This is a genomic window from Flavobacterium ginsenosidimutans (genome assembly GCF_037478105.1).
Lineage (GTDB): Bacteria > Bacteroidota > Bacteroidia > Flavobacteriales > Flavobacteriaceae > Flavobacterium > Flavobacterium ginsenosidimutans.
In genome coordinates this window covers 662,603-688,312 of sequence record NZ_CP147988.1, presented here as the reverse complement: position 1 = coordinate 688,312, position 25,710 = coordinate 662,603, and the positions used below count along the sequence as shown (strand labels likewise).

General features: G+C 32.6%; 25 protein-coding genes. 8 read left to right on the top strand and 17 right to left on the bottom strand.

Features of this window, described 5'->3' with window-relative positions; genetic code table 11:
• Positions 1-60: 60 nt before the first annotated feature.
• The 4 genes from V6624_RS03265 to V6624_RS03250 all read right to left on the bottom strand — a co-directional run bounded on the left by V6624_RS03265 (position 61) and on the right by V6624_RS03250 (position 8,342).
• Positions 61-2,289 carry a TonB-dependent siderophore receptor gene (locus tag V6624_RS03265; RefSeq protein ID WP_111287477.1) on the bottom strand — a complete coding sequence of 743 codons (2,229 nt, stop codon included), beginning with the start codon at positions 2,287-2,289 and terminating at the stop codon, positions 61-63.
• 247 nt (positions 2,290-2,536) lie between these two features.
• Entirely contained in the window at positions 2,537-3,262 is a 726-nt protein-coding gene (locus V6624_RS03260) for a DUF4198 domain-containing protein (RefSeq protein ID WP_111287475.1), read from the bottom strand.
• A gap of 146 nt (positions 3,263-3,408) precedes the next feature.
• A complete protein-coding gene (locus V6624_RS03255; RefSeq protein WP_111287473.1) occupies positions 3,409-5,838 on the bottom strand; it encodes a TonB-dependent receptor in 2,430 nt (809 codons plus the stop codon).
• A 185-nt stretch (positions 5,839-6,023) separates the two neighbouring features.
• Entirely contained in the window at positions 6,024-8,342 is a 2,319-nt protein-coding gene (locus V6624_RS03250) for a TonB-dependent receptor (protein WP_111287471.1), read from the bottom strand.
• 217 nt (positions 8,343-8,559) lie between these two features.
• Between V6624_RS03250 and V6624_RS03245 the strand changes: the two genes are divergently transcribed.
• Complete coding sequence (locus V6624_RS03245) at positions 8,560-9,720, top strand: MFS transporter (protein ID WP_111287469.1); 1,161 nt, start codon at positions 8,560-8,562, stop codon at positions 9,718-9,720.
• 92 nt (positions 9,721-9,812) lie between these two features.
• Here V6624_RS03245 and V6624_RS03240 read toward each other — a convergent pair whose 3' ends face one another.
• The 7 genes from V6624_RS03240 to V6624_RS03210 form a co-directional block, all read right to left on the bottom strand.
• Complete coding sequence (locus V6624_RS03240) at positions 9,813-10,265, bottom strand: hypothetical protein (protein ID WP_162614967.1); 453 nt, start codon at positions 10,263-10,265, stop codon at positions 9,813-9,815.
• Between the two features lie 25 nt (positions 10,266-10,290).
• Positions 10,291-10,767, bottom strand: a complete 477-nt coding sequence (locus tag V6624_RS03235; protein ID WP_111287465.1) for a DUF6265 family protein — start codon at positions 10,765-10,767, stop codon at positions 10,291-10,293.
• 245 nt (positions 10,768-11,012) lie between these two features.
• Complete coding sequence (locus tag V6624_RS03230) at positions 11,013-13,322, bottom strand: type IA DNA topoisomerase (RefSeq protein ID WP_111287463.1); 2,310 nt, start codon at positions 13,320-13,322, stop codon at positions 11,013-11,015.
• 222 nt (positions 13,323-13,544) lie between these two features.
• Positions 13,545-13,691 carry a hypothetical protein gene (locus V6624_RS03225; protein WP_338840832.1) on the bottom strand — a complete coding sequence of 49 codons (147 nt, stop codon included), beginning with the start codon at positions 13,689-13,691 and terminating at the stop codon, positions 13,545-13,547.
• A gap of 3 nt (positions 13,692-13,694) precedes the next feature.
• Entirely contained in the window at positions 13,695-14,162 is a 468-nt protein-coding gene (locus V6624_RS03220; protein ID WP_338840830.1) for a DUF6934 family protein, read from the bottom strand.
• A 209-nt stretch (positions 14,163-14,371) separates the two neighbouring features.
• Positions 14,372-14,503, bottom strand: coding sequence for a hypothetical protein (locus V6624_RS03215; protein WP_338840828.1), 132 nt, complete (start codon positions 14,501-14,503; stop codon positions 14,372-14,374).
• A 92-nt stretch (positions 14,504-14,595) separates the two neighbouring features.
• Complete coding sequence (locus tag V6624_RS03210) at positions 14,596-15,528, bottom strand: hypothetical protein (RefSeq protein ID WP_338840827.1); 933 nt, start codon at positions 15,526-15,528, stop codon at positions 14,596-14,598.
• 214 nt (positions 15,529-15,742) lie between these two features.
• On the opposite strand from V6624_RS03210, the gene V6624_RS03205 reads away from it, so the two are divergent.
• Positions 15,743-17,197, top strand: a complete 1,455-nt coding sequence (locus V6624_RS03205; RefSeq protein WP_338840826.1) for a tail fiber domain-containing protein — start codon at positions 15,743-15,745, stop codon at positions 17,195-17,197.
• Between the two features lie 225 nt (positions 17,198-17,422).
• On the opposite strand, the gene V6624_RS03200 is transcribed toward V6624_RS03205, so the two are convergent.
• A complete protein-coding gene (locus V6624_RS03200) occupies positions 17,423-17,785 on the bottom strand; it encodes a hypothetical protein (RefSeq protein WP_111283343.1) in 363 nt (120 codons plus the stop codon).
• A gap of 84 nt (positions 17,786-17,869) precedes the next feature.
• On the opposite strand from V6624_RS03200, the gene V6624_RS03195 reads away from it, so the two are divergent.
• The 5 genes from V6624_RS03195 (at position 17,870) to V6624_RS03175 (ending at position 22,518) form a co-directional block, all read left to right on the top strand.
• Positions 17,870-18,085, top strand: a complete 216-nt coding sequence (locus V6624_RS03195; RefSeq protein WP_111283341.1) for a hypothetical protein — start codon at positions 17,870-17,872, stop codon at positions 18,083-18,085.
• Positions 18,086-18,112: 27 nt separating this feature from the next.
• Positions 18,113-19,648 (top strand): tail fiber domain-containing protein, encoded by a 1,536-nt coding sequence (locus tag V6624_RS03190; protein WP_338840825.1) that lies wholly within the window; start codon positions 18,113-18,115, stop codon positions 19,646-19,648.
• Between the two features lie 372 nt (positions 19,649-20,020).
• Complete coding sequence (locus tag V6624_RS03185) at positions 20,021-20,398, top strand: GreA/GreB family elongation factor (RefSeq protein ID WP_111283345.1); 378 nt, start codon at positions 20,021-20,023, stop codon at positions 20,396-20,398.
• Positions 20,399-20,570: 172 nt separating this feature from the next.
• A complete protein-coding gene (locus V6624_RS03180) occupies positions 20,571-21,542 on the top strand; it encodes a hypothetical protein (RefSeq protein WP_111283337.1) in 972 nt (323 codons plus the stop codon).
• Between the two features lie 184 nt (positions 21,543-21,726).
• A complete protein-coding gene (locus tag V6624_RS03175) occupies positions 21,727-22,518 on the top strand; it encodes a DUF5995 family protein (protein ID WP_111283335.1) in 792 nt (263 codons plus the stop codon).
• A 15-nt stretch (positions 22,519-22,533) separates the two neighbouring features.
• On the opposite strand, the gene V6624_RS03170 is transcribed toward V6624_RS03175, so the two are convergent.
• The 5 genes from V6624_RS03170 to V6624_RS03150 form a co-directional block, all read right to left on the bottom strand.
• Positions 22,534-22,806, bottom strand: coding sequence for a hypothetical protein (locus V6624_RS03170; RefSeq protein ID WP_111283333.1), 273 nt, complete (start codon positions 22,804-22,806; stop codon positions 22,534-22,536).
• Between the two features lies 1 nt (position 22,807).
• Positions 22,808-23,302 carry an SRPBCC family protein gene (locus V6624_RS03165; RefSeq protein ID WP_111283331.1) on the bottom strand — a complete coding sequence of 165 codons (495 nt, stop codon included), beginning with the start codon at positions 23,300-23,302 and terminating at the stop codon, positions 22,808-22,810.
• A gap of 582 nt (positions 23,303-23,884) precedes the next feature.
• The gene (locus V6624_RS03160) at positions 23,885-24,265 is read right to left on the bottom strand and encodes a hypothetical protein (protein WP_111283328.1); all 381 of its coding nucleotides are present in this window, start codon (positions 24,263-24,265) and stop codon (positions 23,885-23,887) included.
• Between the two features lie 141 nt (positions 24,266-24,406).
• Complete coding sequence (locus V6624_RS03155; protein ID WP_162614899.1) at positions 24,407-24,841, bottom strand: hypothetical protein; 435 nt, start codon at positions 24,839-24,841, stop codon at positions 24,407-24,409.
• A 139-nt stretch (positions 24,842-24,980) separates the two neighbouring features.
• Positions 24,981-25,217 carry a helix-turn-helix domain-containing protein gene (locus V6624_RS03150; protein WP_111283324.1) on the bottom strand — a complete coding sequence of 79 codons (237 nt, stop codon included), beginning with the start codon at positions 25,215-25,217 and terminating at the stop codon, positions 24,981-24,983.
• Between the two features lie 112 nt (positions 25,218-25,329).
• Here V6624_RS03150 and V6624_RS03145 point away from each other — a divergent pair, with 112 nt between their 5' ends.
• A complete protein-coding gene (locus tag V6624_RS03145) occupies positions 25,330-25,647 on the top strand; it encodes a hypothetical protein (RefSeq protein ID WP_111283322.1) in 318 nt (105 codons plus the stop codon).
• Positions 25,648-25,710: the final 63 nt, after the last annotated feature.

The window sequence follows — 25,710 nt, the reverse complement described above, 5'->3', positions numbered from 1 at the left end:
TCTATTTCCACAGAAACAGAAAATCTTGGGATAAATCAAAAAAACTTCTAATTCAATATTTTAGAACTTGTAACGCACGCTTGTCATGAACTGACGAGGAGCGATTGGGTTCACACTGTAATTTTCGTGAACGGTATAATTTAATTCGTTCGTAATGTTTGATAATTTGCAAAGAATAGAGAACTTATTCCAAGTATATCCAGCCGAAGCATCGATTGTAACATAACCATCAATCGGAATTTCTCTGTGGTAGATACCGTCAGGATATTTTACAAGATCAGTGCTATATTGATCATTCCATCCGCCTAAACGATCACCAATGTAATTTCCTATTGCTCCAACAGATAATCCTTTTAATATACCTTCTGGTACTGTGTAAAAGAAACTTAAGTTTGCTGTATTTGCTGGAGTTCTTACAAGACGGTCACCTTCTATAAAACTTCCGTTTAAACCAGAAGTTTTTGTATAACGCATATCGTTGTAGCTGTATCCTGCAATAATGCTAAGTCCTTCAATAGGTCTTGCTGTAACGTCAACTTCTACCCCTTTGCTTTTAGTTTCACCACTTAAAACTTTTACGTTTGTATCTGAATTAGGACTTCCGTCAGCTTTAAATTCAGCAGTTTGAGCCAGATTACTGTTTGTAATTTGATAAACAGTAACATTTGTGCTTAATAATCCTTTTAAGAAATCAGTTTTAATACCAGCTTCATATTGATCAATAATAGATGGTTCAATTGGTTTTAAATCTGCTGTAGTTCCTGTGTTTGGAGTAAACGAAGTAGAGTAGCTACCAAATATAGAAACGTCTTTTCTTGGTTGGTATATCAATCCAAATTTTGGTGAAAATGCATTGTCTAATTTTTTAGCACCTACTGTAGGAACTGCATTTTCAGGCTTAACTGTTTGTACATTATTAGCATAAGTTTCTTTGTAAGTTGTAACTTCTGCTTCTTGCCATGACCAACGTACACCTGCTAATACTTTTAACTTCTCTGTAATAGAGATTAAATCTTGAAAATAGGCACCAAAACGATTCGTCTCAGTTTTTGCAATTTGAGTGGCTCTCGCATCAGGAATATCATTTCTTTGCGTTGACGGATCAAAGTTGAAAAGATTAATTGTATCATAATTTGCTGGAGTAAAAGCAAAAGTATAAGCTGTTGCAAACGAGTTTTCCCAGTCTGCACCTGTAAAAATTTGATGTTTTACAGATCCTGTATTAAAGTTTCCTTGAAGACTTAATTGATCTCCTAGTATTTGTTCTGAGTTGTCGTTTTGAACTAAAGGTCTTGTCCAGTCTCCATTCTCTTTTACTGTAGATAATTGTGCGGTAGATTTTGAAGCTCTGTCATAGTTCTGAAAAGAACTATTGAAATTAAGTTTCCAGTTTTTATCGAAATCATGATTTAATAATACAGATGCACTAGAAGATTTAGTTGTACCATTAGACCAAAGCGATCCGTAGAAAGCATTTCGAGGTAAATCAAGAATTTGAGTTCCTACGATTCCAGTTCCGAAATCTGGTGTCCAATCTGCACTTAAATAATCTCCTTGTAATGTAATTTGAGTTTTTGGATTAATTACAAAAAGTAAAGACGGATTTACATATACACGTTTGTTTTTTACAACATCTCTAAAACTTTCTGAGTTTTCGTAAGAACCGTTAATTCTAAATGCGATTGATTTATTAAGTCCTCCATAAAAATCAAATGATGGTTTATAATAAGCATAACTTCCAATCTGCATTGAGATTTCGCCTCCGCTTTTGAATTGAGGAGTTTTAGTAACTAAATTAAGAACTCCTCCTGGAGCCACATTTCCAAATAATAAAGCCGAACCTCCTTTTAAGAATTCTACTTTATCTAAACCAGAAACATCTGGAATTGATCCTGCGTTGTAACGAAATCCGTTTTTGAACATATTATTTGAAGACATGTCATAACCTCTTGAGTAAAAAGATTCTGTAGCTCCACCACGAGCAGAACTTACATAAACACCATTAGCATTTTTAAGAACTTCACTTAATCTAATAGCTTGCTGCTGTTCGATAACTTCAGAACCAATAACTTGTATACTTTGAGGATTATCCATTGGTTTTAATCCAGAGCGAACTGCTGTAACTGGTTTTGGTTCTTTATTTTTAGTAACAACTACTTCATTTAAAATTTCTCCTTTTTTATTCTTAACTGTATCGGTTACTGAAGAAGTAGATTCGGTGTTTGAAAAATCTTGACCATAAGAGGCAAAACTTAATAATCCTAATGCAAATAGTAAATTATATTTCATGTTGTTTATTTAGATTCAATAAAAATAGATCGCCGCAAATATACAATTGCATGAATGTGTTAAGGAAATTTATGGGGCGTTTTCTTACTTAAACCTTTCTTATTGTTTTCTTAAGATTTGCTTAAGAATTTTCTAATATTATTTTAATTTAGTATAAATAGCAACAAAAAAAACCTTGCCATTAGCAAGGTTTTTTAAATTGAAATTAAATCTAAGAATGAAGTTTTTACGAAAATTATTTTACTAATTATTTTACTGTAATTTGGTAAGTAGCCATTTTCCAGATTTCATCGTATTTTTTTCCGTTATGTTCGCCAGATGATTTATCTGTGTGAGCATATTCTACCATATAGTTTCCAGACCAGATTGGTGTAAAAGAGAATTCTCCTTTATCGTTTGTCCATAATTCTTTTTCCCATCCGTTTGGTGCAATTACTTTAATTTTTGTTTCTTTTGCAATAGCTCCGTCATAAGAGGCAACACCAGTAATTTTAGTATCTTTTTTTGCAGCATCTGCATTTTCTGAGAAAACAGCAATTTTGTTTGTATTAGAAGCAATATTGTTTCCAGCAGCTTTATTTCCAACTACAACATTTGCACTAGAGTTATAATCTAATTTCATTGTTCCGTAAACATCTCCAACTGTATGGTGCATCACAATAGTGTAAACTCCGTCTTCGTCTGGTGTAAAGAACGCTTGATATTTATTTTCTAAAGCTTTTGAAGTCAGTTTTGTTTCTTTTTTTGAAGGAGAAATTACAACCAAAGTAAAATCTTTTAAATCAGAAAACCATTTATCAGCTTTTGTAATATCGTTATCAGAGAATTCTCCAAAATAAACAGAGATTTCCTGAGCTTTTCCTTTTGTTCCTGTTGCTTTGGTTTCGATCCATAGTGCATGGGCAAAAAGCTGAGGTGCAGCAAAAAGCATTAGAAATAAAAAGCTTAATGTTTTTAAAATATTTGATTTCATAAGATCAAGTTTAAATTATTAGAATGATATTTTTTACAAACATAACGCTTATTTAGAATAATTAAAAATAAAACAACTAAAAAAAGCCTCGAATCTTTCTATATTTTGAAAGGCTCCGAGGCTTCTTATGAGATTTTGGTTAAATCTTAGAATTTGTAAGCAAAAGTAGCTACAACATTTCTAGGCTTTTGCGGATTTACGGTTGACCATCCTCCATTAAAATAATCTTTGTTGGTAATATTATTTACATTTAAACTTAAACGATATTTAGTGGAGTTATAGAAAACAGAACCATTGATTACAGTATATTCTGGAAGAATAAATTTACCGGTTACGTCACTATCTAGAATGGCATTATCGCTGGCATAATTTCCTCCAAAACCAATTCCAAAATTCTCTAAAGCACCTTCATTAAACTTATAAGTTGCCCAAAGATTTACTAGATTTTTTGGACCCGCCCAAAATGGTCTTTTTCCTTGATCTAGCCAAACATTACCTTCATCACCTTTTGTAATTTTACTATCATTGTAACTGTATCCCGCAATAATGCTTAGACCTTTTAGAGGTGCGGCATTCAAATCAAATTCAAATCCTTTGCTTCTTGCTTCACCGCCTTGAGCACTGTACATTGGGTTGCTGGTAACTAAATTAGCAACATTAATATCGTAGTAACTCATTGTCGCGGTTAGTTTATCTGAAAATAAGTTTCCTTTTACTCCAAATTCTAACTGATTAGCATGTTCTGGTTCAAAAGTCTGTGATCCAATGAAATTGCCATCGTTGTCGTAAATTGCTGATGGAGCGATATTTCTGAATCCATTCATATAATTTGCAAAAACGGACAATTGATCTTCAATTGGCTGATAAACGACTCCAAATTTTGGAGAAAATGCAGTCTGTGTATAATTGTCATCGTCAGTTTTTATGTTTCCTTCAGTGTCAAAATAGTCAACACGTAGGCTTGCCATTACTAATAATTTATTGTTAATGTTCAATACATCAGAAGCATAAGCACTATAAGTTGCATCTTTTGAGTTATAATTTGTTGCAGGTACTGTAGATAATAGTTGGTCTACTGAAGTTTGTGTTAAGAAGTATGGATTATCAGCATCTAATTGTCTTACTTCTCCCTGAGCGGTAACATTGTAAAGATGACCATATCCTGATCCGCCAAACATAACATTTCTATCAAAATAATCTAAACCAACAACAAGACGATTTCTCATATTCCCAATTTTAAAATCTCCAATAAAATTTTGTTGAATATCTGTGGTTGCTGTTTGCGATTGTTCTTTTGTGATCCATAAAGCAAAATCACGATTTCCGTCTTCATTGTCGTATATATAAGAGTAATAGCCTCTCGATTTTGAAGAGCTTCTTGAGAATACCGTTTGTGAAGTCCATTGATCTGAAATTTTATAATTCATCTGACCTTGTAAACTGTATCTCGGATTTTTTATGGGTAAATCATTACTGTAAAAAGATAAATCTGTATTGTAATTTAAATCGGCAAGATTAGCAAATTGTAAAGGAGTGTCTCTTCCTAAAAACAACATCGATGGCGTAGTTTTCTCTTCGGCCATAAATTCAGTATTAATTAAGAAAGATAATTTTTCGTTTACTTTATAGGAAAGGGCAGGAGCTACAAATATTGAAGTTCTAAATCCTGCATCCTGAAAACTGTTTTCAGTCTGATAAGCCGCATTAATTCTGAAAGCTACATTATCAGTATCATCCAATGGCGTGTTGATATCTGCGGTAACTCTATTTAGTCCAAAACTACCAGCAAGATAAGATACTTCGCCTCCAAAACCACTATATGGCTTTTTTGTAACAGTATTAATCAATCCTCCGTAACTAACAAGACTACTTCCAAACAATGTTCCAGATGGACCTTTAATTACTTCAACTCTTTCAATATTTGCTGGGTCTAAACTTCCACTTGTTAATCCTGGCAATCCGTTTACAAGATTTGCCTGCACTTCAAAACCGCGTAAAGAATAATAAGATCCTCCGTCGCCTCCACGTCCTGTAGATTCCCATAATTTTTGAATTCCAGGTACATTTTTTAAAGCATCTTCATAATTTGTAATGGCTTGCTCTTTCATTAACTCTGATGAGACAATGTTATATACCTGCGGATTTTCTATATTTTTAAGAGGCATTTTAGAAACGTAAGTACTTTGTTTCGGGAAAGCTTTTCCTCTATTGTTGGTAATGATAACTTCTTTTAATTGTTTGTTTGAAACGGTCAATTGCAAATTAAGCGAAGTAGTTTCGGTAGCCGCAACTTTCACTTGTTGTTCTAGAGTTTCGTAACCAGTTAATGAAACTTCTAAAGTATACGTATTAGGTTTAACACGGTTAAATTCGAAAACTCCCTCTTCATTACTAATTGTTCCGTATTTTGAATTTTTAAGAATAATATTTACGCCTACAGCAAATTCACCATCAGAGGTTGTTATAATTCCTTTTATTTTTCCGAAGTTTTGCTGCGCAAAGAGATTGCTGCAAAATAAAAATAGCATACAGAATATGGTACTTATCTGTTTGATGCTACGATTTGAATAGTTCATGGTAATTTTTTTTTGGATTAATTTTGGTTATTTTATTTAGAACAAATAAAAACAAGGCAAAAATATAAATTATAATTTCTTGAACAACGAAAGAGCGAATGTTTATGTAAACTATAAATGCTTGATTTTTATCTTTTAAAAGATAAAGCCATTCGTTTTCGAATGGCTTTATCTGGAATAGAAAATTAAATTCTTATTGTTAAGTTAACTAAGAAGTTTGCGGGAGTTTGAGCCATTCCGTAAGAATCCCAATATTTTGTGTTTGTCAGGTTGTTAAATTTAACCCCAAGTCTCCATACTGGTCTGTCATAAAATACAGTGGCACTATAAATCGAATAAGAAGGAGCATAAAAGCTTTCGTCTTCAAATTTATATTGTTTGTCTACATAATTTCCTCCAAAGCCAAAGCCTAAATTTTTTAATGTGTTTTGAAATTTGTAGGAAACCCAAAAATTCAACACATTTTCTGGTGCACCGCTGGCTTTATTGCCTTCAATGGAAGCGTCGGACGATTTAACGATACGGTTATCATTGTAAGCATAACCAGCCGTCAAGTTTAAACCGTTTATCGGATTGGCAATAAATTCAAAATCAATTCCTTTACTTACTTGTTTTCCATCCTGAATATTATATCCGTCAGGATTTGTTCTTGTAGCATTATCAATTGTAATGTTGTAGTAGCTAAGTGTTGTGCTTAATTTTTTATTGAATGCTTCTACTTTTACACCACCTTCATATTGATTAGCATAAATTGGCTTTAAAATTAATATTGACCCGTCTGGCTGATTTACTGGCCCAGAATTTTGAAAACCATTCATGTAATTTCCAAATAAAGAAACCTGTTCTTTAACCAGTTCATAAACCAAACCTAATTTTGGAGACAAAGCAGTTTGGTTGTAGCCCTCTGTATCTTCGATTTTTTTCTGAACAAAATTATCCAGACGAAGACTTAACATTGCCGATAAGCGATCTGTAAAACTAACTACATCTGAAGCGTAGACACTGAAAGTCTGTTCATTTGGAACACCAAATTGCATTTCCTTCAATTTTGGGTCTACATCGCTTTTTCGAATTGGTTCGAAATCTGTTGTTACATCAATTTCATCTAATACTTGTGTTGTAGCATATTTAAATGTTCCTTTTGTAAATCTGTAATTAATACCAGCTAAGAGTTTATGTTTGATGCTTCCTGTTGAAAATTCACCATTAATATTTTCTTGAAAATTGGTGAAGTTATTATGAATTGGGCCAAAACGAGATACCATTCTTTGAACTTCTGTTGGCGATTTCCATGCAGTGTAGTATTGATAACTATGATCGACACGTTCGTCTACTAGTGAGAACAATGTTGTAGATTTCCAGTTGCCAGAAATTTTATATTCTGCCTGAGCAAATATTTTAGGAGAAGTCGTTTTAGCATCAAGATCATCTGCAAATAAGCTTGTTTTGTAATCTACTTTTAGATCTGTTGGGTTGGTAAGTCCAGCCGCGTAAGAACGTCCGTAAGTTGGACGGGTATTATTGGTGTTGAAAATCTCTGTGTCTAAACTCAGCGTTAATCTATCGGTTGCTTTATAAATAATGCTCGGCGCAAATAAGACTGTTTTATTAAAGCCATAATTTAAGAAGCTGTTTTCTGTATTTGCCGAAGCGTTCATTCTAAACAAAACTTTTTTGTTTTGAGTCAAAGGCATATTAAAATCTACCGCAACACGCTGCAGTCCAAAGCTTCCTCCTGTATAAGATATCTCTGTTTTGCTAGTTTCAAAAGGCTTTTTTGTGACCAAGTTTACAACTCCTCCAAACGAAGAAACAGAAGAACCAAACAAAGTTCCAGAAGGGCCTTTTAGCACCTCAATTCGCTCGGCATTATCAATTGAGATTGAGCTTCGTCCAGAAAGAGTCTCCATTCCGTTTCGTGCGTTTACACCCGTACTGAATCCTCTAAAACTAATTTCAAGTCCACCAGAAGGATATATTTTGGAGATCGCGCCCGTAGCATTTTGCACCGCACTTCTTATGTCAACCGCAATTTGCTCTTGTAATAATTCTTTGTGAATAACATTGTAAACCTGAGGATTCTCCAAGTTCTTTAGTGGCATTCTAGCAACATAATCGGTCTTTTTTGATAAATTGCTTTTCTTGCCATTTACAACCACTTCATTCAATTCCTTATTAGAAACCTTTAATTGTAAATTAGTGGTAATGGTTTCATATTCAGAGACAATTATTTCTCTTTCAAGCGTTTCATAGCCCGATAAAGATACCTGTATAATGTAGGTGCTGGGTTTTACTCTGCTAAAATCAAAACTACCGTCATCATTAGAAACGGTGCCATATTTCGTATTTTTAAGGATAATATTGACACCGGCAGCAGCATCGCCATCAGATGTTGTGATTGTTCCTTTAATTTTTCCGTGGTTTTGTGCAAAGGCAGATAAAAACGAAAATAGTAGACTGATAGAAAATAGAAAACGCGAAGTTTTCAAACTGAGGTAATTCATTGCTATTAAGTAATTGGTTTATAAATAACATTTATTTAGAATAAATAAAAACAGTACAAATGTAAAAATTAAAATAACTTTAACAATTTTTATTTCTGCCCTTTACTAATGAAATTGTTAAATGTTGATCTTAGAGATAATTAAATGAAATTCTTAGTTGATGTTTTACTGAGATAAAGTTTTAAAGCCTTAATTTTGCAGTCTGAAAAATGACTTCATGATTTTACCATTCTTTAAAAAGATTCAAAATACGCCCAGAGGATACCGTATTGCCAATACTGTTTTTTTCTTCCTTTCTGGTTTTGGATATTCTTCGTGGGTTTCGCGAATTCCACGCATACAAGCCCAATTGCATTTATCTGAAGCCGAATTTGGAGCAGTTTTATTTGCTTTTCCGATAGGTTTAATGCTTACAATGCCTTTTACAGGAAAATTATTGAATAAATACAGCAGTCGTTATATAATGCTTCTTGGCGCAGTTATGTTCAATATTGCGCTGTCTTTGCCTGGTTTGGCAGCATTTGTTTGGCAGTTGGTTATCATACTTTTATTCTTTGGAGCTTCTCGTAATATTTTCAATTTATCTATAAACGCACAATCTCTGGAAGTGCAGAAACTATATCCAAAATCGATTATAACACGTTTTCATGCGGTTTGGAGTATTGCCGTTTTTTCGGGAGCTGGTTTAGGTTATGTAATGGTAACACAGCATATCGCGCCTTCACACCACTTATTGGGAGTAAGTATTTTTATGCTTGCGCTAACGGCTTGTTTTTACCCGATGAGTATTCATAATGAGCCTGTTCCGGTGAAAAAGAAGTTCTTCTCAATGCCAGAAAAAAATCTGGTAAAATTTTCTTTGATTTGTTTCGTTTCTATGGCTTGCGAAAACACAATGTACGATTGGAGCGGAATTTATTTTGAAAATATATTAAAAGCTTCTCCAAAATTAACCAGTGCCGCGTTTGTATTTTTTGCTTCGGCAGTAACGTTAGGACGTATTTTTGGTGATTATGGCGTAATGAAATTTGGAACTAAAAAAATCTTGCTTTACAGCGGAATCTTAATAACAGCTGGTTTTGGAGTTTGTTTTATTTTGCCGTATGTTTATCCAACTATTTTCGGTTATGTTTTAATCGGATTTGGGGTTTCTTGCGTGGTTCCGTTAGTGTTTAGCATTGCAGGAAGATCTTCAAAATTAAGCAGCGGTTCTGCTTTAACTTCAATATCAACAATTGGTTATTTAGGATTTTTATTGGTTCCGCCAATGGTTGGTTTTATTTCTGAATATCTAAGTATGAAATGGGCATTCTTAATTATGGCACTTCTAGGAATTCTGATGATTTTTATGGTGAATAAGATCGGGGAGAATGAGTGATTTTTTTAAGTTGCTAAGGTTCTGAGATACTTTCGTAAAGAAGATGCGATTAATAAAATGCACTATTTTTTTAACATTTGAAATTTATATAATCAAAAGGTACATATTTTAGATCCTTTCGATTCTATTTCCTTTTTAAATTCTAAAGGCAATTGTATTTTATTTCTGCACAAATCCTTCATCTCATATTGCTGAGTTTCTTTATTAAAAAGTACTGCCTGAGAAGAAAAGTAATCTGAATTATAGTACCATATATCAGCATTTTTATCAACATATAAAACCCAATAGTGATAAGCGCTAAAAGTTTCATTTAAGCTTTGTTGAAACAGTATTTTATTTTTACTGTTTCTTATGGCAAATATTTTTGATCCGTCTTTTAATTCTTTAATCAAAATATTTCGATCCTTTCCAGGAATAGTGTAAATTCCATCGTCATACAAAAAACCTGATTTAATGCTTTTATAGCTTAATTGATAATTGTTGCAAGACACAAAAAGAAGAATTAAAATAATATTAATCATTATTCTAATTCTTCTTTTTGTCATTTTATTTTTTACAAAAAACATTTAACTACTTCTTCGTCATCACAAACTTCTCAGAACTCGGTTTTCCATTCAAATTCCCAGAAATCTCTGCGGTTAAAGTATTATTGGCACCTTTAGTATAAGTAATTTTTTGAGGATAATCGTGTTTCGGATTCTCGAAAACCAATTTTTGATCTGTTTCAGAAGTAGAAGGGAAGAAAACTGGTTTATCTTCGTTTTGACCTTTTACAGTTGCTTTGTAAGTCAGCGTTTCGCCTAATTGCGCCAAAACAATAGTTTCAAAATGCAGAGTGTCTTTTCCTTTAATAAAATAAGAAGAAGCGCTGAAAGTACTGTCGTTTAATTTTTGCCAGTTTTCAGATAAAATGCCTTCTGGAGTTTTATTTTCCCAATTCCCGATTAACCAGTCGGCTTTTTTGATTTTGTCTTTTTCAACGGTTTCTTTTTTCTGGCAAGAAACGAAAGCTATGATAAGGGCGATAAGAGTAATTTTCTGAAACATATTTATTAGATTTTGGGTTTGGTAATATTGCTACTAAAGTATGAAAATTTTTTTAGCCACGAATTCACGAATTTATATCGAAATGCAGTAATGATGGTTTGCGATGAATTTTACAAATTTTATATATTTAAAATCTGTGCTAATCTGCTCAAATCTGTGTGAAATAAATTAATGCTTTCGTGGAATTCGCGACAAATAAAACATCCAGTATATCAATAAAAATTCGTGAATTCGTGGCAAAAAAATCAAACGCTAGCACTCAAAATCGAATAAACCAATTCCTTAGTAGGTTTTTGGTCTTTTAATTTAGCTCGAACTTCATCAAAAGTCACTTTGAAATCGCAACCCGATTTGTACTCAGCGCAGCCATAAGCAGTTTTGCCTTTCAGAATCGTTCCTTTTTTACATTTCGGACAAACTAATGCATCTGAACTCTCTTTTGATTCGGCTTTTTTATCTGTTTTCTTTGGCTCTAATTTCAGTTTGTAGTTTTCTTCAAAACGAAGTAAACCTTCAACAGTTCCAGAATCGGTTTTGAAACCTTTAATGTTTACTGTCGAACCTTTCTGAACCAATCGTAAATATTGGCTTTCCGTGATTTTTTTATCATGAAAAACAAAAGGCAGCACAAAATCACAGCCCGATTTGTATTCACTGCATCCAAAAGCCGATTTTCCTTTCAGTATATTTCCTTTTTGGCATTTCGGACAAGTTTCTGCCGAAATTCCAGAGGCTTTCTTTTTCTCTTTTTCTGCTTTTACAACTGGTTTCTGAACCGTTGCAGCATGTGAAATATTGGCGTGTTTGGTTTCGCTTCGTACTTCATAAACCAAAGCTTCAACCATACGTTTCATGTTTCTAATAAACGCCGCGGCGGTGAAAGTTCCTTTCTCGATATCTTTCAGCTGTTTTTCCCAAGTTCCGGTAAGTTCGGCTGATTTTACCAATTCGTTTTGAATCGTATCAATCAATTGAATACCCGTTAAAGTGGGTAAAACCTGTTTTTTATTTCGAACAATATATTGGCGTTTGAAAAGCGTTTCGATAATATTCGCACGTGTTGACGGACGCCCGATTCCGTTTTCCTTCATCAATTCGCGTAAATCTTCGTCGTCAACTTGTTTTCCAGCCGTTTCCATCGCACGCAGTAAAGTCGCTTCGGTAAACTGATTGGGTGGTTTGGTTTCTTTTTGAAGAAACGAAGGCTCATGCGGACCTTTTTCGCCCACAGTAAAACTTGGCAATAAATCGGGTTCTTTTTCTTTCGCATTCGGATCTTCAAAAACAACGCGGAAACCTTTTTTCAAGATTTCTTTCCCTGTCGCTTTAAAAGTTACATCGGCGGCTTTTCCAATAACTGTTGTGTTGGCAACGAGACAATCATCATAAAAAACAGCAATAAAACGTCTGGTAATAATATCGTAAACCTGCTGCTGATTGTGTGGCAGATTGTTTTGAACTCCGGTTGGAATAATCGCATGGTGATCGGTTACTTTTTTATCGTTGAAAACCTTTGGAGATTTCTTGATTTTTTTTCCTAAAATTGGCTGAGTCAATTCAGCATAATTGGTTAATTTTTGCAGAATTCCCGTCACTTTCGGATAAATATCACCAGGTAAAAAAGTCGTATCAACTCTGGGATATGTAATGACTTTCTGCTCGTATAAAGTCTGTGCAATCTTCAATGTTTCTTCTGCCGAAAATCCAAATTTTTGATTGCAATACACTTGTAAACCAGTTAAGTCGAAAAGTTTTGGTGCGTATTCGTTTCCATTCTTTTTATCAACAGAAACAATTTCGAAATCACTTTCTTTGACTTTTGCAGCAACAATTTCTCCATCTTCTTTGTTTAGAAAACGACCTTCTTCATAACTAAAAAGCGTTTCTCTGTACAATGTCTGTAATTCCCAATAGGGTTGAGGTTTGAAGTTTTCGATTTCTCTAAAACGATCTACAACCATCGCCAATGTTGGTGTCTGCACACGGCCGATAGACAGAACCTGTTTGTAACCGCCATGCTTTACGGTATATAAACGCGTTGCATTCATACCTAAAAGCCAATCTCCAATTGCTCTGGAAAACCCGGCGTAGAATAAATTATCATAATTAGAAGAGGGTTTTAAGTTTTCAAAACCTTCTTTAATCGCTTCAGTTGTAAGTGACGAGATCCATAAACGCTGAATTTCTCCTTTATAATGCGCTTCGTTCATCACCCAGCGCTGAATCAATTCTCCTTCTTGTCCAGCATCCCCGCAGTTTATAACCACTTCGGCTTTGTCAAAAAGACTTTTTATAATTTTAAACTGTTTCTGGATTCCCGAATTCTGAACGACTTTAGTTTCGAACTTTTCAGGAAGCATCGGCAAATTGTTCAAATCCCAACTTTTCCAGTGTGGTTTGTAATCGTTAGGTTCTTTTAAGGTGCATAAATGTCCGAAAGTATAGGTTACTGCATAACCATTGCCTTCGTAATATCCATCGTGCTTGGTATTGGCACCTAAAACAGATGCAATTTCACGTGCTACACTTGGTTTCTCAGCAATACATACCTTCATTTTTTCTTTTCTAGTTGGACGAGCGAAATTAGGGAATTTTTATAAGAAAGGTACAAAGGTTCAAAGGAACAAAGGAACAAAGTTTTTATGTTGGTTGTTAAGTTGTTGTTTTTCTGATATTTATGGTTTGTGTGTTTTGTGTCTTCCTGAGCGAAGTCGAAGGATATGCAAAACTTAAAAATTGATTTGTTTTTAAGTTTTGGGATTGAAGCTTTAAAATAATTATAAACTTAATTTAAAGTTGTGTTTATTAATTTCATCCAGCTTATCAGATTTGATTTTTATATCTTTTATTTTATCTAACTTGGGATCAACTTTTACTTTAGTATCTATTTTGGTTTGTTTTTGAATATTTGTATTTGTTTTCATAATTTATTTTCTTTTAATAAAAAATCCAAAAAAATCCACATTTGATTGAAAAGGAATATTAAATATATTTCCACTTTCATCCTCTTCTGCACCAAAGATATAAAATGTTTCTGATAATTCTTTCAAATTGAGAGATATGACTCTTCTGTATAATCTTGTTCTACTTTTAGTACTTCCTTTAAAAAAGATTATTCTATTAGGGTATCTTTCTGAAAAAATATATGCAGATTTAGCTACTGTAGCCAGTATTTTATTTCGATCCCCATTATCGCTTACAATTAAATCGTCAATAAAATATTCTTTTTGTATTGGATCAAAAATTAAATCTCCGAAAGCTAAATTATAGATGGTTTCATTTTTTGTTTCTTTATAAACTATGCCTTTATCAGTCTCCCCATTAATCCCTTTACTTTTAAATCTGAATAATGTAACATCTCTATTTGTTAGTAAATCATATTTTTGGAAATTCATCCTTCAAAAAATTAATTTTGCGAAAATACAATTTTATTTATAAAAATATACTTACAAAAAAACAAAACCAATAATACTACTGATTTTGTCATTTTTTTAGTTTAAAAAAGGTACAAAGGTATTTTGTTCAATTTCTGAATTCTCATTTTATCTCCTATTGAGCTTCCCCAAACTTCGCGAGAAGGATAAGTGCATAAAAACCAATTGAATTAATAATACTCAACCGTATAATCTGCTGTTGCTGGAACAGGGCCATTATTTTCATACACCATATGCCAGCTTAGAGGATATCCGTCATTATCATATTGGTGCGTATAGGTTGATGTACCATAAATGGTCATATTATTAGGCGTTATTCCAGTATGCTTGTAATTTGCTATTCAGTTTCTGCATTCTAGATAATAAATGCTTTTGTATAATTTTTTTACCAATATTAAAATTTCCAGCAATTTAGGACATTCGGTTTGTCATATTCATAACTTAGGAATAATTGCTGCTCATCAAAAATTTGCGCTACTCTGATTTTTTCGTTTAATATAATTTGATTAATTATTTTTTTTGTTGAAAGCGAATAAATCCAGATTTGATTGTCTTTTACCAGATATAATTTTTCTTCATTTTGAGAAACAATGAATCTATCAAAACTGAAATCAAATTCGATTGTCATTTTTTTAGAAAAATCCGTTTGAGAATAAATTTCAATTTGATTTATAGGAATAATTCTTTCATGCGTATTTGCCGTGGCTTCGATTATTTTACCCAAATGAAGATATAATTGATCAGATTCACTTTTAAAAGCTTTACAAAAAATAGGAGTTTTTAAAACTTCTTTAGTTTTGTTTGTTGTTAAATCATATTGTTGTACACTTCCAATTTTTGGACAAAAGATCAAAAAGCTAGTTTCGTTTTCTTTAAAAATACCACCACAAGTTTTTAGTTTTTTCTTAATTCCTTTTTCTTCTATATAATTATAAATAGAAAGAAAATCGGAATTAAAATTCATTAAAAGAAGAATGTCTTTATCATTTGAAGAAATGTAGTCAGCATATTTCTGAATGCCTTTTTCAAATTTTTTGATTATGGAAAAATCTTCTCTGTTAATCTGAAAAATTTTATTGTCGGAAACGGCAAACACATCTTTTTTATTTGAATTAAAATATAAACATCTAACCGAATTTTTTATTGGCGTAGCATTTGTTTCTTTTCCATCATTAAATGAAATCTGTCTTAATTTCATTGATGGGTAGCTAGATCCCCAGCCATCAGAAACATAGAATTTTGTTTTATCAAAAGGATCAACAGTTGGCGTGATTCCTCCAAAAACACCATTTTTTAATTCTACTGTCCAGATTTCTTCAAATTTCATAACTAGGAAATTTTATAAATAATATTTTTCTTAATGCAAAAGTAGGAAAATTAGTTTTTATTTTGTTTAATATAAAATAAGAAAATAATTACATAAACTTTAATAAGTAAGAATTGTATTATATATTTGCGTTGATTTTAAAAATTGAAATTTTCTATTCTAGAAGTTTCAATAATTGAAAGTTAATTATCAAGTTTTAATAAATAATTATAAAATGAAGAAGATTGTATGCTTGCTGTTCTTAATCCAAAGCGGGTTAATGATGGCACAAACAGAAACTGTTGTTACAGTAAACGGAAAAAAAGTACAAGTTGTACCAAATGCAGGAACTGCAGATAATGGTTTAACTGCAGATAATGGTAAAATTCAATTAGGTGGCGATTTAACAAAACCAACTACTTTAACCACAACGGCTGTTAATACCTTAAAAATTGCAGGATTGCAAACGGGAACTACGACCGATTACTTATTAACTACAGATGTAAATGGTGTAGTGAAGCAAATTGCCAATAACGCCTGGAGTATAAATGGAAACAGAGGTACAAATTATCTTAAGAATGGTATTGGTACATTAGACGATCAAAATTTGGTGTTTTTAAGAAAAAATGAAGTGTCTGGTATGATTGGTGTATCAAATACTTCGTTTGGACTTGGTTCTTCAGGAGGAATGTTTAGAAGCGATAGAGGATATAATGTTGCAATTGGAGTAAATGCGGCTGGTGCTAATGCAGAAAATAGTGTAGCAGTGGGTTACGAAGCATTAAAAAGCTCTCTGTCAAAAAACAATGTTGCTGTTGGTTATCAATCTCTTTTGAATGATAAAAATACAGCTGATAACGTAGCAATTGGTTCTGAATCTCTAAAAAATCACCTTACAGGAGATGCTAATACAGCTGTTGGATCTTTTGCTCTTAATAATAATCAAATTGGAATTAGGAATACTGCAATTGGAGCATCGGCTCTTAAAGATCTTAAAAACGGTAATTTTAACACTGTATTAAATAGCGCATTAGGTTCATTGCAATCTGGTGATTTCAATATTGCTTTGGGATTTGGCGCTGGTAGTGGATATGGTAATGCTAATGATAATGGTAATACTCCGTCAGGAAGTCTCGTAACTTCTAATGGTTCAGTTTTTATTGGTTCATCGGCAGGGCCTTTAGCTGATAATAGTAATAATGAGATTGTAATTGGTACAAATGCTTTAGGAAGAGGGTCAAACACCGTTCAAATTGGAAATTCAAATATGACAAGTATTGGCGGTGCAGTAAACTGGTCGATTGGGTCAGATGTTCGTTTGAAAAAAGATATTGCAACAAGTACTTATGGTTTAAACTTTATAAATAAATTACGTCCAGTAACTTACAAAATGAAAACTGGAACTACAGCTTTGCAATCAGGATTTATTGCTCAGGAAGTAGAAACTGCAGCTAATAGTATTGGTTATGAGTTTAATGGTATTGTAAAACCACAAAGCGACAGCGATTTTTATAGTTTACGTTATTCAGAGTTTGTAGTACCGTTGGTAAAAGCAGTACAAGAGCAGCAAAAACTTATAGAAGATCAGCAAACGCAAATAAACGAACAGCAAAAACTTTTAGGAGCAAAAGAAGCTAAAATTCTAGAAATCGAGAATCGATTACTAAAACTCGAACAAAAATTGAAATAATTTTACAAAAAAAGGAAGCGAAAGCTTCCTTTTTTTATTTATAACAGTCAAACAGCGACACTTTAAATTCCATCTTCATTCTTATACTTTTGTGAGTATACTATTAATAGTCTATTCACAATTCACAGTTCACTCTTCACTTTTCCCTTTTTACTATTTACTCTTCACTAATTACTCTTCACTATTTACAATTCATAATTCACAATTCACAATTCATAACTCACTTTATAGATTACTATTTTCAATTTGCGCTTCCAAATAGGATATTACTTTTTTCTGAATCTCTATTGTTTCTTTTCTCGATTCGGCAAGTTCCTTATAATTAACTTCAATTTCAAGATTTGGGTTTGGCAAATTTGTATTTTCTAAATTCTTCAGCATAGGTCCGTCTCTTTTTATCAACCATTCGCAACTATATTGGGGATATTTTTCAACTATTTTTAAGATCCATTTCGTCTGAATATCTGTATCATTTGCTATGGCACGAGATAAAACTCCTTTACTAGCACCAATTATGCTTTCTAATTTTGTTATAGTAATATTCTCATTTACAGTTAAATACTTTATATTCTCGAGAATGATATTCATTTTTGTAGGAAATTTTCTTCAAAATATTTTGAAGGTTGAAAATTATCTTCTATATTTGTTTTCATTTTTGAAACAGACAAAACAATGAGTAAAAGTAAAACAAAAATTTATAAATCGTATGATTCTAATGTTTTAGAAGCACTGTTTTTAAAGTACAATGTTTCAAAATATTATATCCGCCAATGTGTAAATGGAGCTGTAAAAGGACTCAAGGCAGACGATATCAAAAAAGATTACATAAAAATGGAAAAATTAAACAGAGATACGGTTTCGAACCTTATTAAAAAGACATTAGAATAAACATAAATAACATACAATACAATGAAAATGAAGAAGATTGCATGCTTGCTATTCTTAATCCAGAGCGGATTAATGATGGCACAAACCGAAACGTTTGTTACGGTAAACGGTAAAAAAGTAAAAATGAACCCCAAATCGTTAAACACTGCTAATAATGGTGTAACAGCAGTTAATGATACCATTCAATTTGGTGGAGATTTAATAAAACCAACAACTCTAACCACAACTTCCGTTAATACCTTAAAAATTGCAGGATTGCAAACGGGAGCAACTACCGATTATTTATTGACTACTGATGCAAATGGTGTAGTAAAGCAAATTGCTAATACAGCTTGGAGCATAAAGGGGAACAAAGGGACAAATCCTGCAACAGATTTTATAGGAACCTCTGATAATAAAGATTTGGTTTTTAGAATTAACGGCTATACAAGCGGTTTGTTAGGAACAAATAATACAGCATTTGGATATGCTTCAATGAATCCTACAAAAGTTACAGGTGCAGCAAACACGGCAATGGGTAGGGCGGCGTTGCAAAAACTTACTTCTGGTGTGAATAATGTTGCATTTGGAGATTTAGCATTAAACGCTAATTTAGATGGTTATGATAATGTCGCAGTAGGTGTTTCATCAATGTATAATAATGTTAATGGGCTTGCAAATGTTGCTGTAGGTTTGAAAGCTTTGTATTCAAATGTTGATGGTTTCCATAACGTAGGTTTAGGTAGTAATTCATTATACAGTAATAAAAGTGGTGTTAGAAATACAGGGATAGGATTGCAAACGCTTTATTCACTTACATCAGGCGATGATAATATTGCTATTGGTCCGAATGCAATTAGTATTACAAAGACTTCTAAAGAGAATATCGGAATTGGAAATTCAGCTTTAAGTAATGTTACAGGAAGTTATAATACAGTAAATGGTCACTGGGCATCGCGATTTGTGCAAACTGGTGATCTTAATACTGTTATGGGTTATGAGAGTGGACTCTATTATGGGACTTTTGAATCAAATTTAATGTTAACTGTAAAATCAATGAATAGCTCAGTATTGTTAGGAGCAAATACAAGACCATTAGCAGATAATGGTACCAATGAAATAGTGATTGGTACGAATGCTATTGGTAGAGGTTCAAATACAGTGATGATTGGTGATTCTAAAATAACATCTATTGGAGGTTACACCGCTTGGTCAAATTATTCAGATTCTCGTTTAAAAAAGGATATTGCAACAAGTACTTATGGTTTAAACTTTATTAATAAACTGCGACCAGTAACTTATAAAATGAAAACTGGAACTACAGACTTGCAATCGGGATTTATTGCGCAGGAAGTAGAAACGGCTGCTAATAGTATTGGTTATAAATTTAGCGGTATTGTAAAACCACAAAACGACAGTGATTATTACAGTTTACGTTACTCAGAATTTGTGGTGCCTTTGGTAAAAGCAGTACAAGAACAGCAAAAGCTTATAGAAGATCAGCAAAAACTACTTGGTGCTAAAGATGCTAAGATTTTAGAAATTGAGAAGAGATTATTATTACTAGAACAAAAAATGAAATAGTTTTACAATAGAAAGGAAGCGAAAGCTTCCTTTTTTTATAATTTTTGCATATTGTAAGAAAAAGGCTTATCTTGCCAAAAGATTAGAATCGATACAATAATGGTCACTGCAAATTTTTATTTAATAAACAGCTGTCTAATGTGCTTAATGTGCACGTTATTGTATTTGCATGACGATACTTTCTTAAAAAGCTCCAAAGAGTTTATTACTTTGGCCCTGTCACAACTCTAGACAGGGATATTCTATATACAGTTTTTATTTATTTAATCTCATTTTTATTCAGGATGTGATATCATTGAATAGCCGTTTTTGCGTGCTGTTCTCTGAAGAGTTGTGTCATGTTCACGAAAAGATGAAGCAAACAAGAAAGTAATGTCACAAAATATAATTTTAACAACAGGAACATACGATTTAATTAAAGATCACGTAAGAAGAAAAAAAGTAACCATACAAGAAGAAGAACTTTTATTGAGCCAGCTAAAACATGCTACTCAAGTATTGAGAAAAGATCTTCCTGAAGATATTGTTTCGATAAACCGAAAAGTTACATACAAAGATCACATTAATAATGAGGAAAAAACAATCCTTTTAGTGGGTCCAGAAAAAGCAAAAGTCAGCAAAAACAAAATCTCTGTACTTTCTGATGAAGGAATTGCAATGGTTGGTTACAAGGAGGGCGATATTATTGAATGGCCTGCCAAAAAAGGGAATTTAAAACTAGAAATTTTAAAAGTAGTAGAAGTCGCTTAATATTTCTTAAGCCTTAAGTTAGTAAAAAAGCATCCTGTAAGTTATTTTCTTGCAGGATGTTTTTTATTGAAACAGTTTTAAAATACAGAAAAAGTCCAGTTGGTTTGTAATTATATTTTTATATTTTTGGGTGTATAACTATCCAATCATCAATTAACAAATCAGCCACTTTATGAGTAACTCTACCCCAAAAACAACTTTACCTAAATATTATAATATCGCCGCATTAGCCGCATTCATTTATGCAGGTTTAATGCTGCTCTTTTCAATTTACAAAGACTTTTTGTATGTTGACCAAACTTGGTTTCATGGCTTAACGGCCAACGGATTTTCAGTTTTCAGCAATTTAATCTGGATAGGAATTCTGTTTGTGTTTAAAATCTTTTTGAGTAAAACACTTCAATACAAAAAAGCAGATTCTTTAATAATTGCCTCTTTAATTTTATTAGCAATTGCAGTTTATTCAGTAGGCGTAATGTTTTTTAAGTCTCTAGCCGTTTATTTTTCTGCTGGAGATGTCAATGCATTAGCTTCTTTTGGTTCAAGTTCATTTTCTAGTGCGATATTGTTAATTCTTGCAAATGTCGCAATAGTAGTGATTAATATTGTTTTAGGAAACCGCATCAGAAAAATTGATGTTGTTTTGCCAGATTACTTTAAAATCTTAGGCTTTTCGTTTATAGCGCTTGGAGTATTTTCTGGACTTCAAATGGCATCAGTGATTAAAAGCGATATTATTGGGTTGTTGCCAAAAGTAGTTTTGGTTGCGGTTTTAGGATATATTTTAAAAGAAGTTTCCAAAATGAATCCCGCTGATTTGCCGTCGGAGCCTGAGCGTAAGATTGCTAAAAATTTCTCGCAAAATAAACCTGAAAAAGCAGAGAAAATAAACGTTTCAAGTAAAACGAAAGAAGTTCCTGTACAGCCAGAGCCAATTCCAAATTTCGATATTAACGAACAGGAAAATAAAGAAACGATACTTTCTTATTTTGAGAACCTATCAAATGATGAAATCAACCGACTGGGAGTTGTAGTTGCAAAAAACTATAATCAGGACTTGACAGCCGATCAGACAAAGAATCTTATTTTGCATTATATCACAGATAGAAAACTATACGATCATAATCGATTTGCACCGAAATAGTATTTTGTTAGCGTCAGCGCTAATTAAATCAGGTTTTAAAAAAAATCCCGTAAGAAGTTTTCTTGCGGGATTTTTTGCTGAAATTGCAAAAAGAAATAACAAAATAATCACCTCAAAATGACGTTCATTGAAAGCTTAAAATAATTAAATTAGTTCTTCTCAATTTAATCATAACCAATTATACATGAGTATGAAACAAGCAGGAACTATAGACGAAGTAATTTTGTTATTGGATGAAATAATAGAAAAATCAAAAATAGACCAGAGCAATTTGGGTTTATTTGCCATTCTATATCGCGAAGTTACGCTAAGAGTAAAAGAAGGTATTCATACTGGTTCTTTCCAGAATGGCGAACGAATGGAAAAACTGGATGTTATTTTTGCTAATAGATATTTAAAAGCCTATTATCAATATCAAGCCAAAGAAAAACCGTCTGAATGTTGGGCATTTGCCTTTGAACAATCCGAAAAGTTCTGGCCAATAGTGTTGCAGCATTTACTGCTCGGAATCAATGCACATATTAATCTCGATTTAGGAATTGCCTCGGCGGAAGTCAGTACAGTCGAAGACATCGAAGATTTAAAAGCCGATTTTGATAAAATAAACTTTATTTTGAGCAATCTCGTTGGCGGTGTCGAAAAATGCTTAATTAAAATTTGGCCAACACTTACGTGGATTCTAAAATTTACAGGCAAAATAGACAACTTCTTTATCGATTTCAGTATGGAAACCGCAAGAAACGGCGCATGGAAATTTGCCAACGAATTTGTAGCAGTTCCAGAAGATGGAAGAGAAGCCTGCACGCAATTAAGAGATAAAAGAATAACAGAAATCGCCAGATTGGTTTCAAACCCAGGATATTTTGTTAGTGCCGTTTTCAAATTCATTCGTTTATTCGAAAGAGGAACTGTTGCTCAAAAAATAATCGATATGCAGATTATGGAAGAAAAAAATATGGAGTGTGTTGTGGCGTGATTTTGGAAAAATAAACTATTTCATTCCAGTTTCGAGATAATCTTCAAAACCTCCGTTGTATATTTTTTCGACCCATTTTTTAAAATCTGCGGTATTTTCAATTAGATACGTTTTAGTATATTCTTTGTCAATGTTTTCAATGATTTTGATCGTTTCTCCTTTTTTAATCCTTTCGTTTATTCTGTAAAGATTATTTGCGCAGAATTTAAAAACCGACAAAGTATCGTATTCGCTAGAATTATTGAGATATAAAATCTCTGTTTCAGCATTGTAAAAATTATATCCCATTTTAATTATTAATCATCGGATTCAAATTCTCATCTTTATTGCGCAAATCCAATCCGCCTTCGTAAACCGATTTCAGATTGGTCAAATAAAAGTGCCAACCGTTGGAACAGCCCAGCCTAATGTATTTTTTCGAATTATCATCTGTCGGAATATTATGTTGATGAAGTTCAACAATTGTATAGCCATTTTCTTCGCTCAATTTAATATCAACCAGACACGTTCCTTCAAACGTAAACTGCAATTGGTCTTTTCCGTTGGCAGAAGTGATTTTTCCTTTCATAGCGTCATCATACAAATACCAAAGCCATTCATAAGCATTTCCCTCCGAAACGTTTTGATCTTTACTAATTGATTTCTCATTAGCATCAAAAAAAGATACTTTTTCTAGAAACCATTTTTCCAGTTCGTTCGCAATTGTCCAAGCATTGTAAATGTCACTGAGTTGTGCTTTAACGGCTATTTTTTTGGTGAAAGAAGTCCAATCGAAGTTTTCCATGGTTTAGTTTTTTTCTAATTTTTCTAAATTATTTCAGCTTGCTAAAACCTGTTTTTTAGAATCGTTCGTCAAGGCGATTACCAATGCAAATCCGCGCTATCGATTTTTTTGATATAACCAAATATATAAAATTCTTACTAACACTGATTTAATGAGGATTGCTTTTTGTAGTTTGTTTCTCCATTAGTTTCTCCATACAGTTTGTCATTTCGATCCCGAGGCTTCGGGAGAGAAATCTCCGCAAGTAGCTTCGCAAAGATTTTCTATATTGTAACCACATAGTTTTGTCATTTCGATCCCGAGGCTTCGGGAGAGAAATCTCCACAAGTAGCTCCGCAAAGGTTTTCCACATTGTAACCACACAGTATTGTCATTTCGATCCCGAGGCTTCGGGAGAGAAATCTTCGCAAGTAGCTCCGCAACGATTTTCCACAAAGTATTGTCATTTCGAGGAACGAGAAATCTCCTCAAGTAGCTCCGCAAAGGTTTTCCACATTGTAACCACACAGTATTTGTCATTTCGAGGAACGAGAAATCACACTAGAAATTCCGCAAAGGATACTTTGTCAATCTTTGTCGATACTAAATAATTTCTTCAAGTTTATAAACTTCTCCCCATCTATTTAGTAAGCGACTATCATAAATGTTAAAGGGAATAATTGAACTATCTTTTTCGGTAGATAATCCAGTAAATGTCCAAAACAAATCTTCAAACTTACAAACCAAATATCCTCTATCATTAAATGAGTAGTTTCCGATAATCTTATAATTTTGTAAATGTTTAATGTCATGCTCATCCACAGGACGAAAGGCATCAACGACCTTTTTTGTTAGCTCAACTTTACCATTCTTAAAGAACTCTAGTTGATTTTGGTAGATTACACAAAAAAACAAACCACCTGCGTGAAGATCAGTATTTGCAATTAAACTTGACTGATACTTTTTATTAATTTCTATTTTCATTAGTACGTTTAATAAGTGTATTCAATTTGTAAAGATTGTGTGCACTAGCGAAACGCTCGCGCTCGCGTCAAACTTTCTAAATTTTGAACAAGCGTAAATCGTTTATAGTCGAAGTTGAATTTTACTATGTAGCAAAGAAATTCACATACATCTATGACCTACTAAATATCTACTTTGAAAGCTAATTTTTAAACGATAAAAATCAATTTCCATTAATCTGTTAAAAACAGTATCGGAGATATTGTTATCATAATTTGAAGTATCAAAATGGAGGTTTAATTTATGTTCCCGATTAAACGAATCGCGAAGTTTAACTATCTTATCTCTTTCTTTGAATTTTAGTTTCTCAAAAGATTTTTCATATTCAAGTAAAATTCCATTTCTACCTTCAGTTTTGCTTTTGTATATTTTCTCTTTTTCTATAAAATTTTGAATATAGGCATCTATATCTCTTGCATTCATCTTTAATTCATCTCGATATTTTACGAGCTGTTTGTACATAAGTTTTTGTTCTTCATCATTTTCTTTGCATGATGAAAACATTATAATAAATACAACGATGATTATTTTTTTCAATTGGAGAGTTTAATTAAAAATTTATAGATCTATGTGTGTTTGCAAATTTATTCGATTCAGTTTTGTCATTTCGACATAAGGAGAAATCTTCGCAAGTAGCTCCGCAAAGATTAATTTGCAATTTGAGTCTTTTTCGTGATTACAAATCCTTAATTAATTCACTTGGATGAATTTTTAAAGCTTGTGCAATTTTAAACAAAGTGCTTACTTTCATTTCTTGCGAGCCTTTTATATATTTTCTTAGACTTTCAACATCCATTTCTGCATCATGAGCAACCTCTCGTCGCTTGAATTTCTTTTCTTCAATTATATCTTTAATCTTGATTCCTAGGTCTTTTACAACTTCTGGAATTTCACTTTTTCTTTCTCTTTTCATAGAAATGAAATTACAAGTAATCGATTGTTTTTAAGTGAATGTAAGAAAGGGGTTGTATGTTACTGATTTTTTATATATTTGTTTAAAATTGTAAATTAAATCTTATATAAAAATGAAAATCCAAAATAAAGAAAGAGCCGAAGAATTGCTAGGAATAATAAATAAAGGAAAATACTTCACTACGCTAAAACCAGAACCAAAAGAAACCAACTCATTTACAATACCGCTAAAAGTATCTTCTTATAACGAATTAAATCTAATGGTTTCAGATTTGCTCAAAGCAAGTATTATTTTGCTTAATCCTGATGCGCAAAGTTTGTCGAGTTTTACAAAAGACAATAATGTCAATGTAATGACTTTGCTTGAAATTGCCTTGCAGTTATTGCCAGAAGATGAAATGGAGTTGTTGGATGATGTTTATAAGGTTTAGTTATATTTTCTATTTTTAGTAAAAATTGTACAAGCTGAGGCAATCCAATCCCTAAAGTTTTCA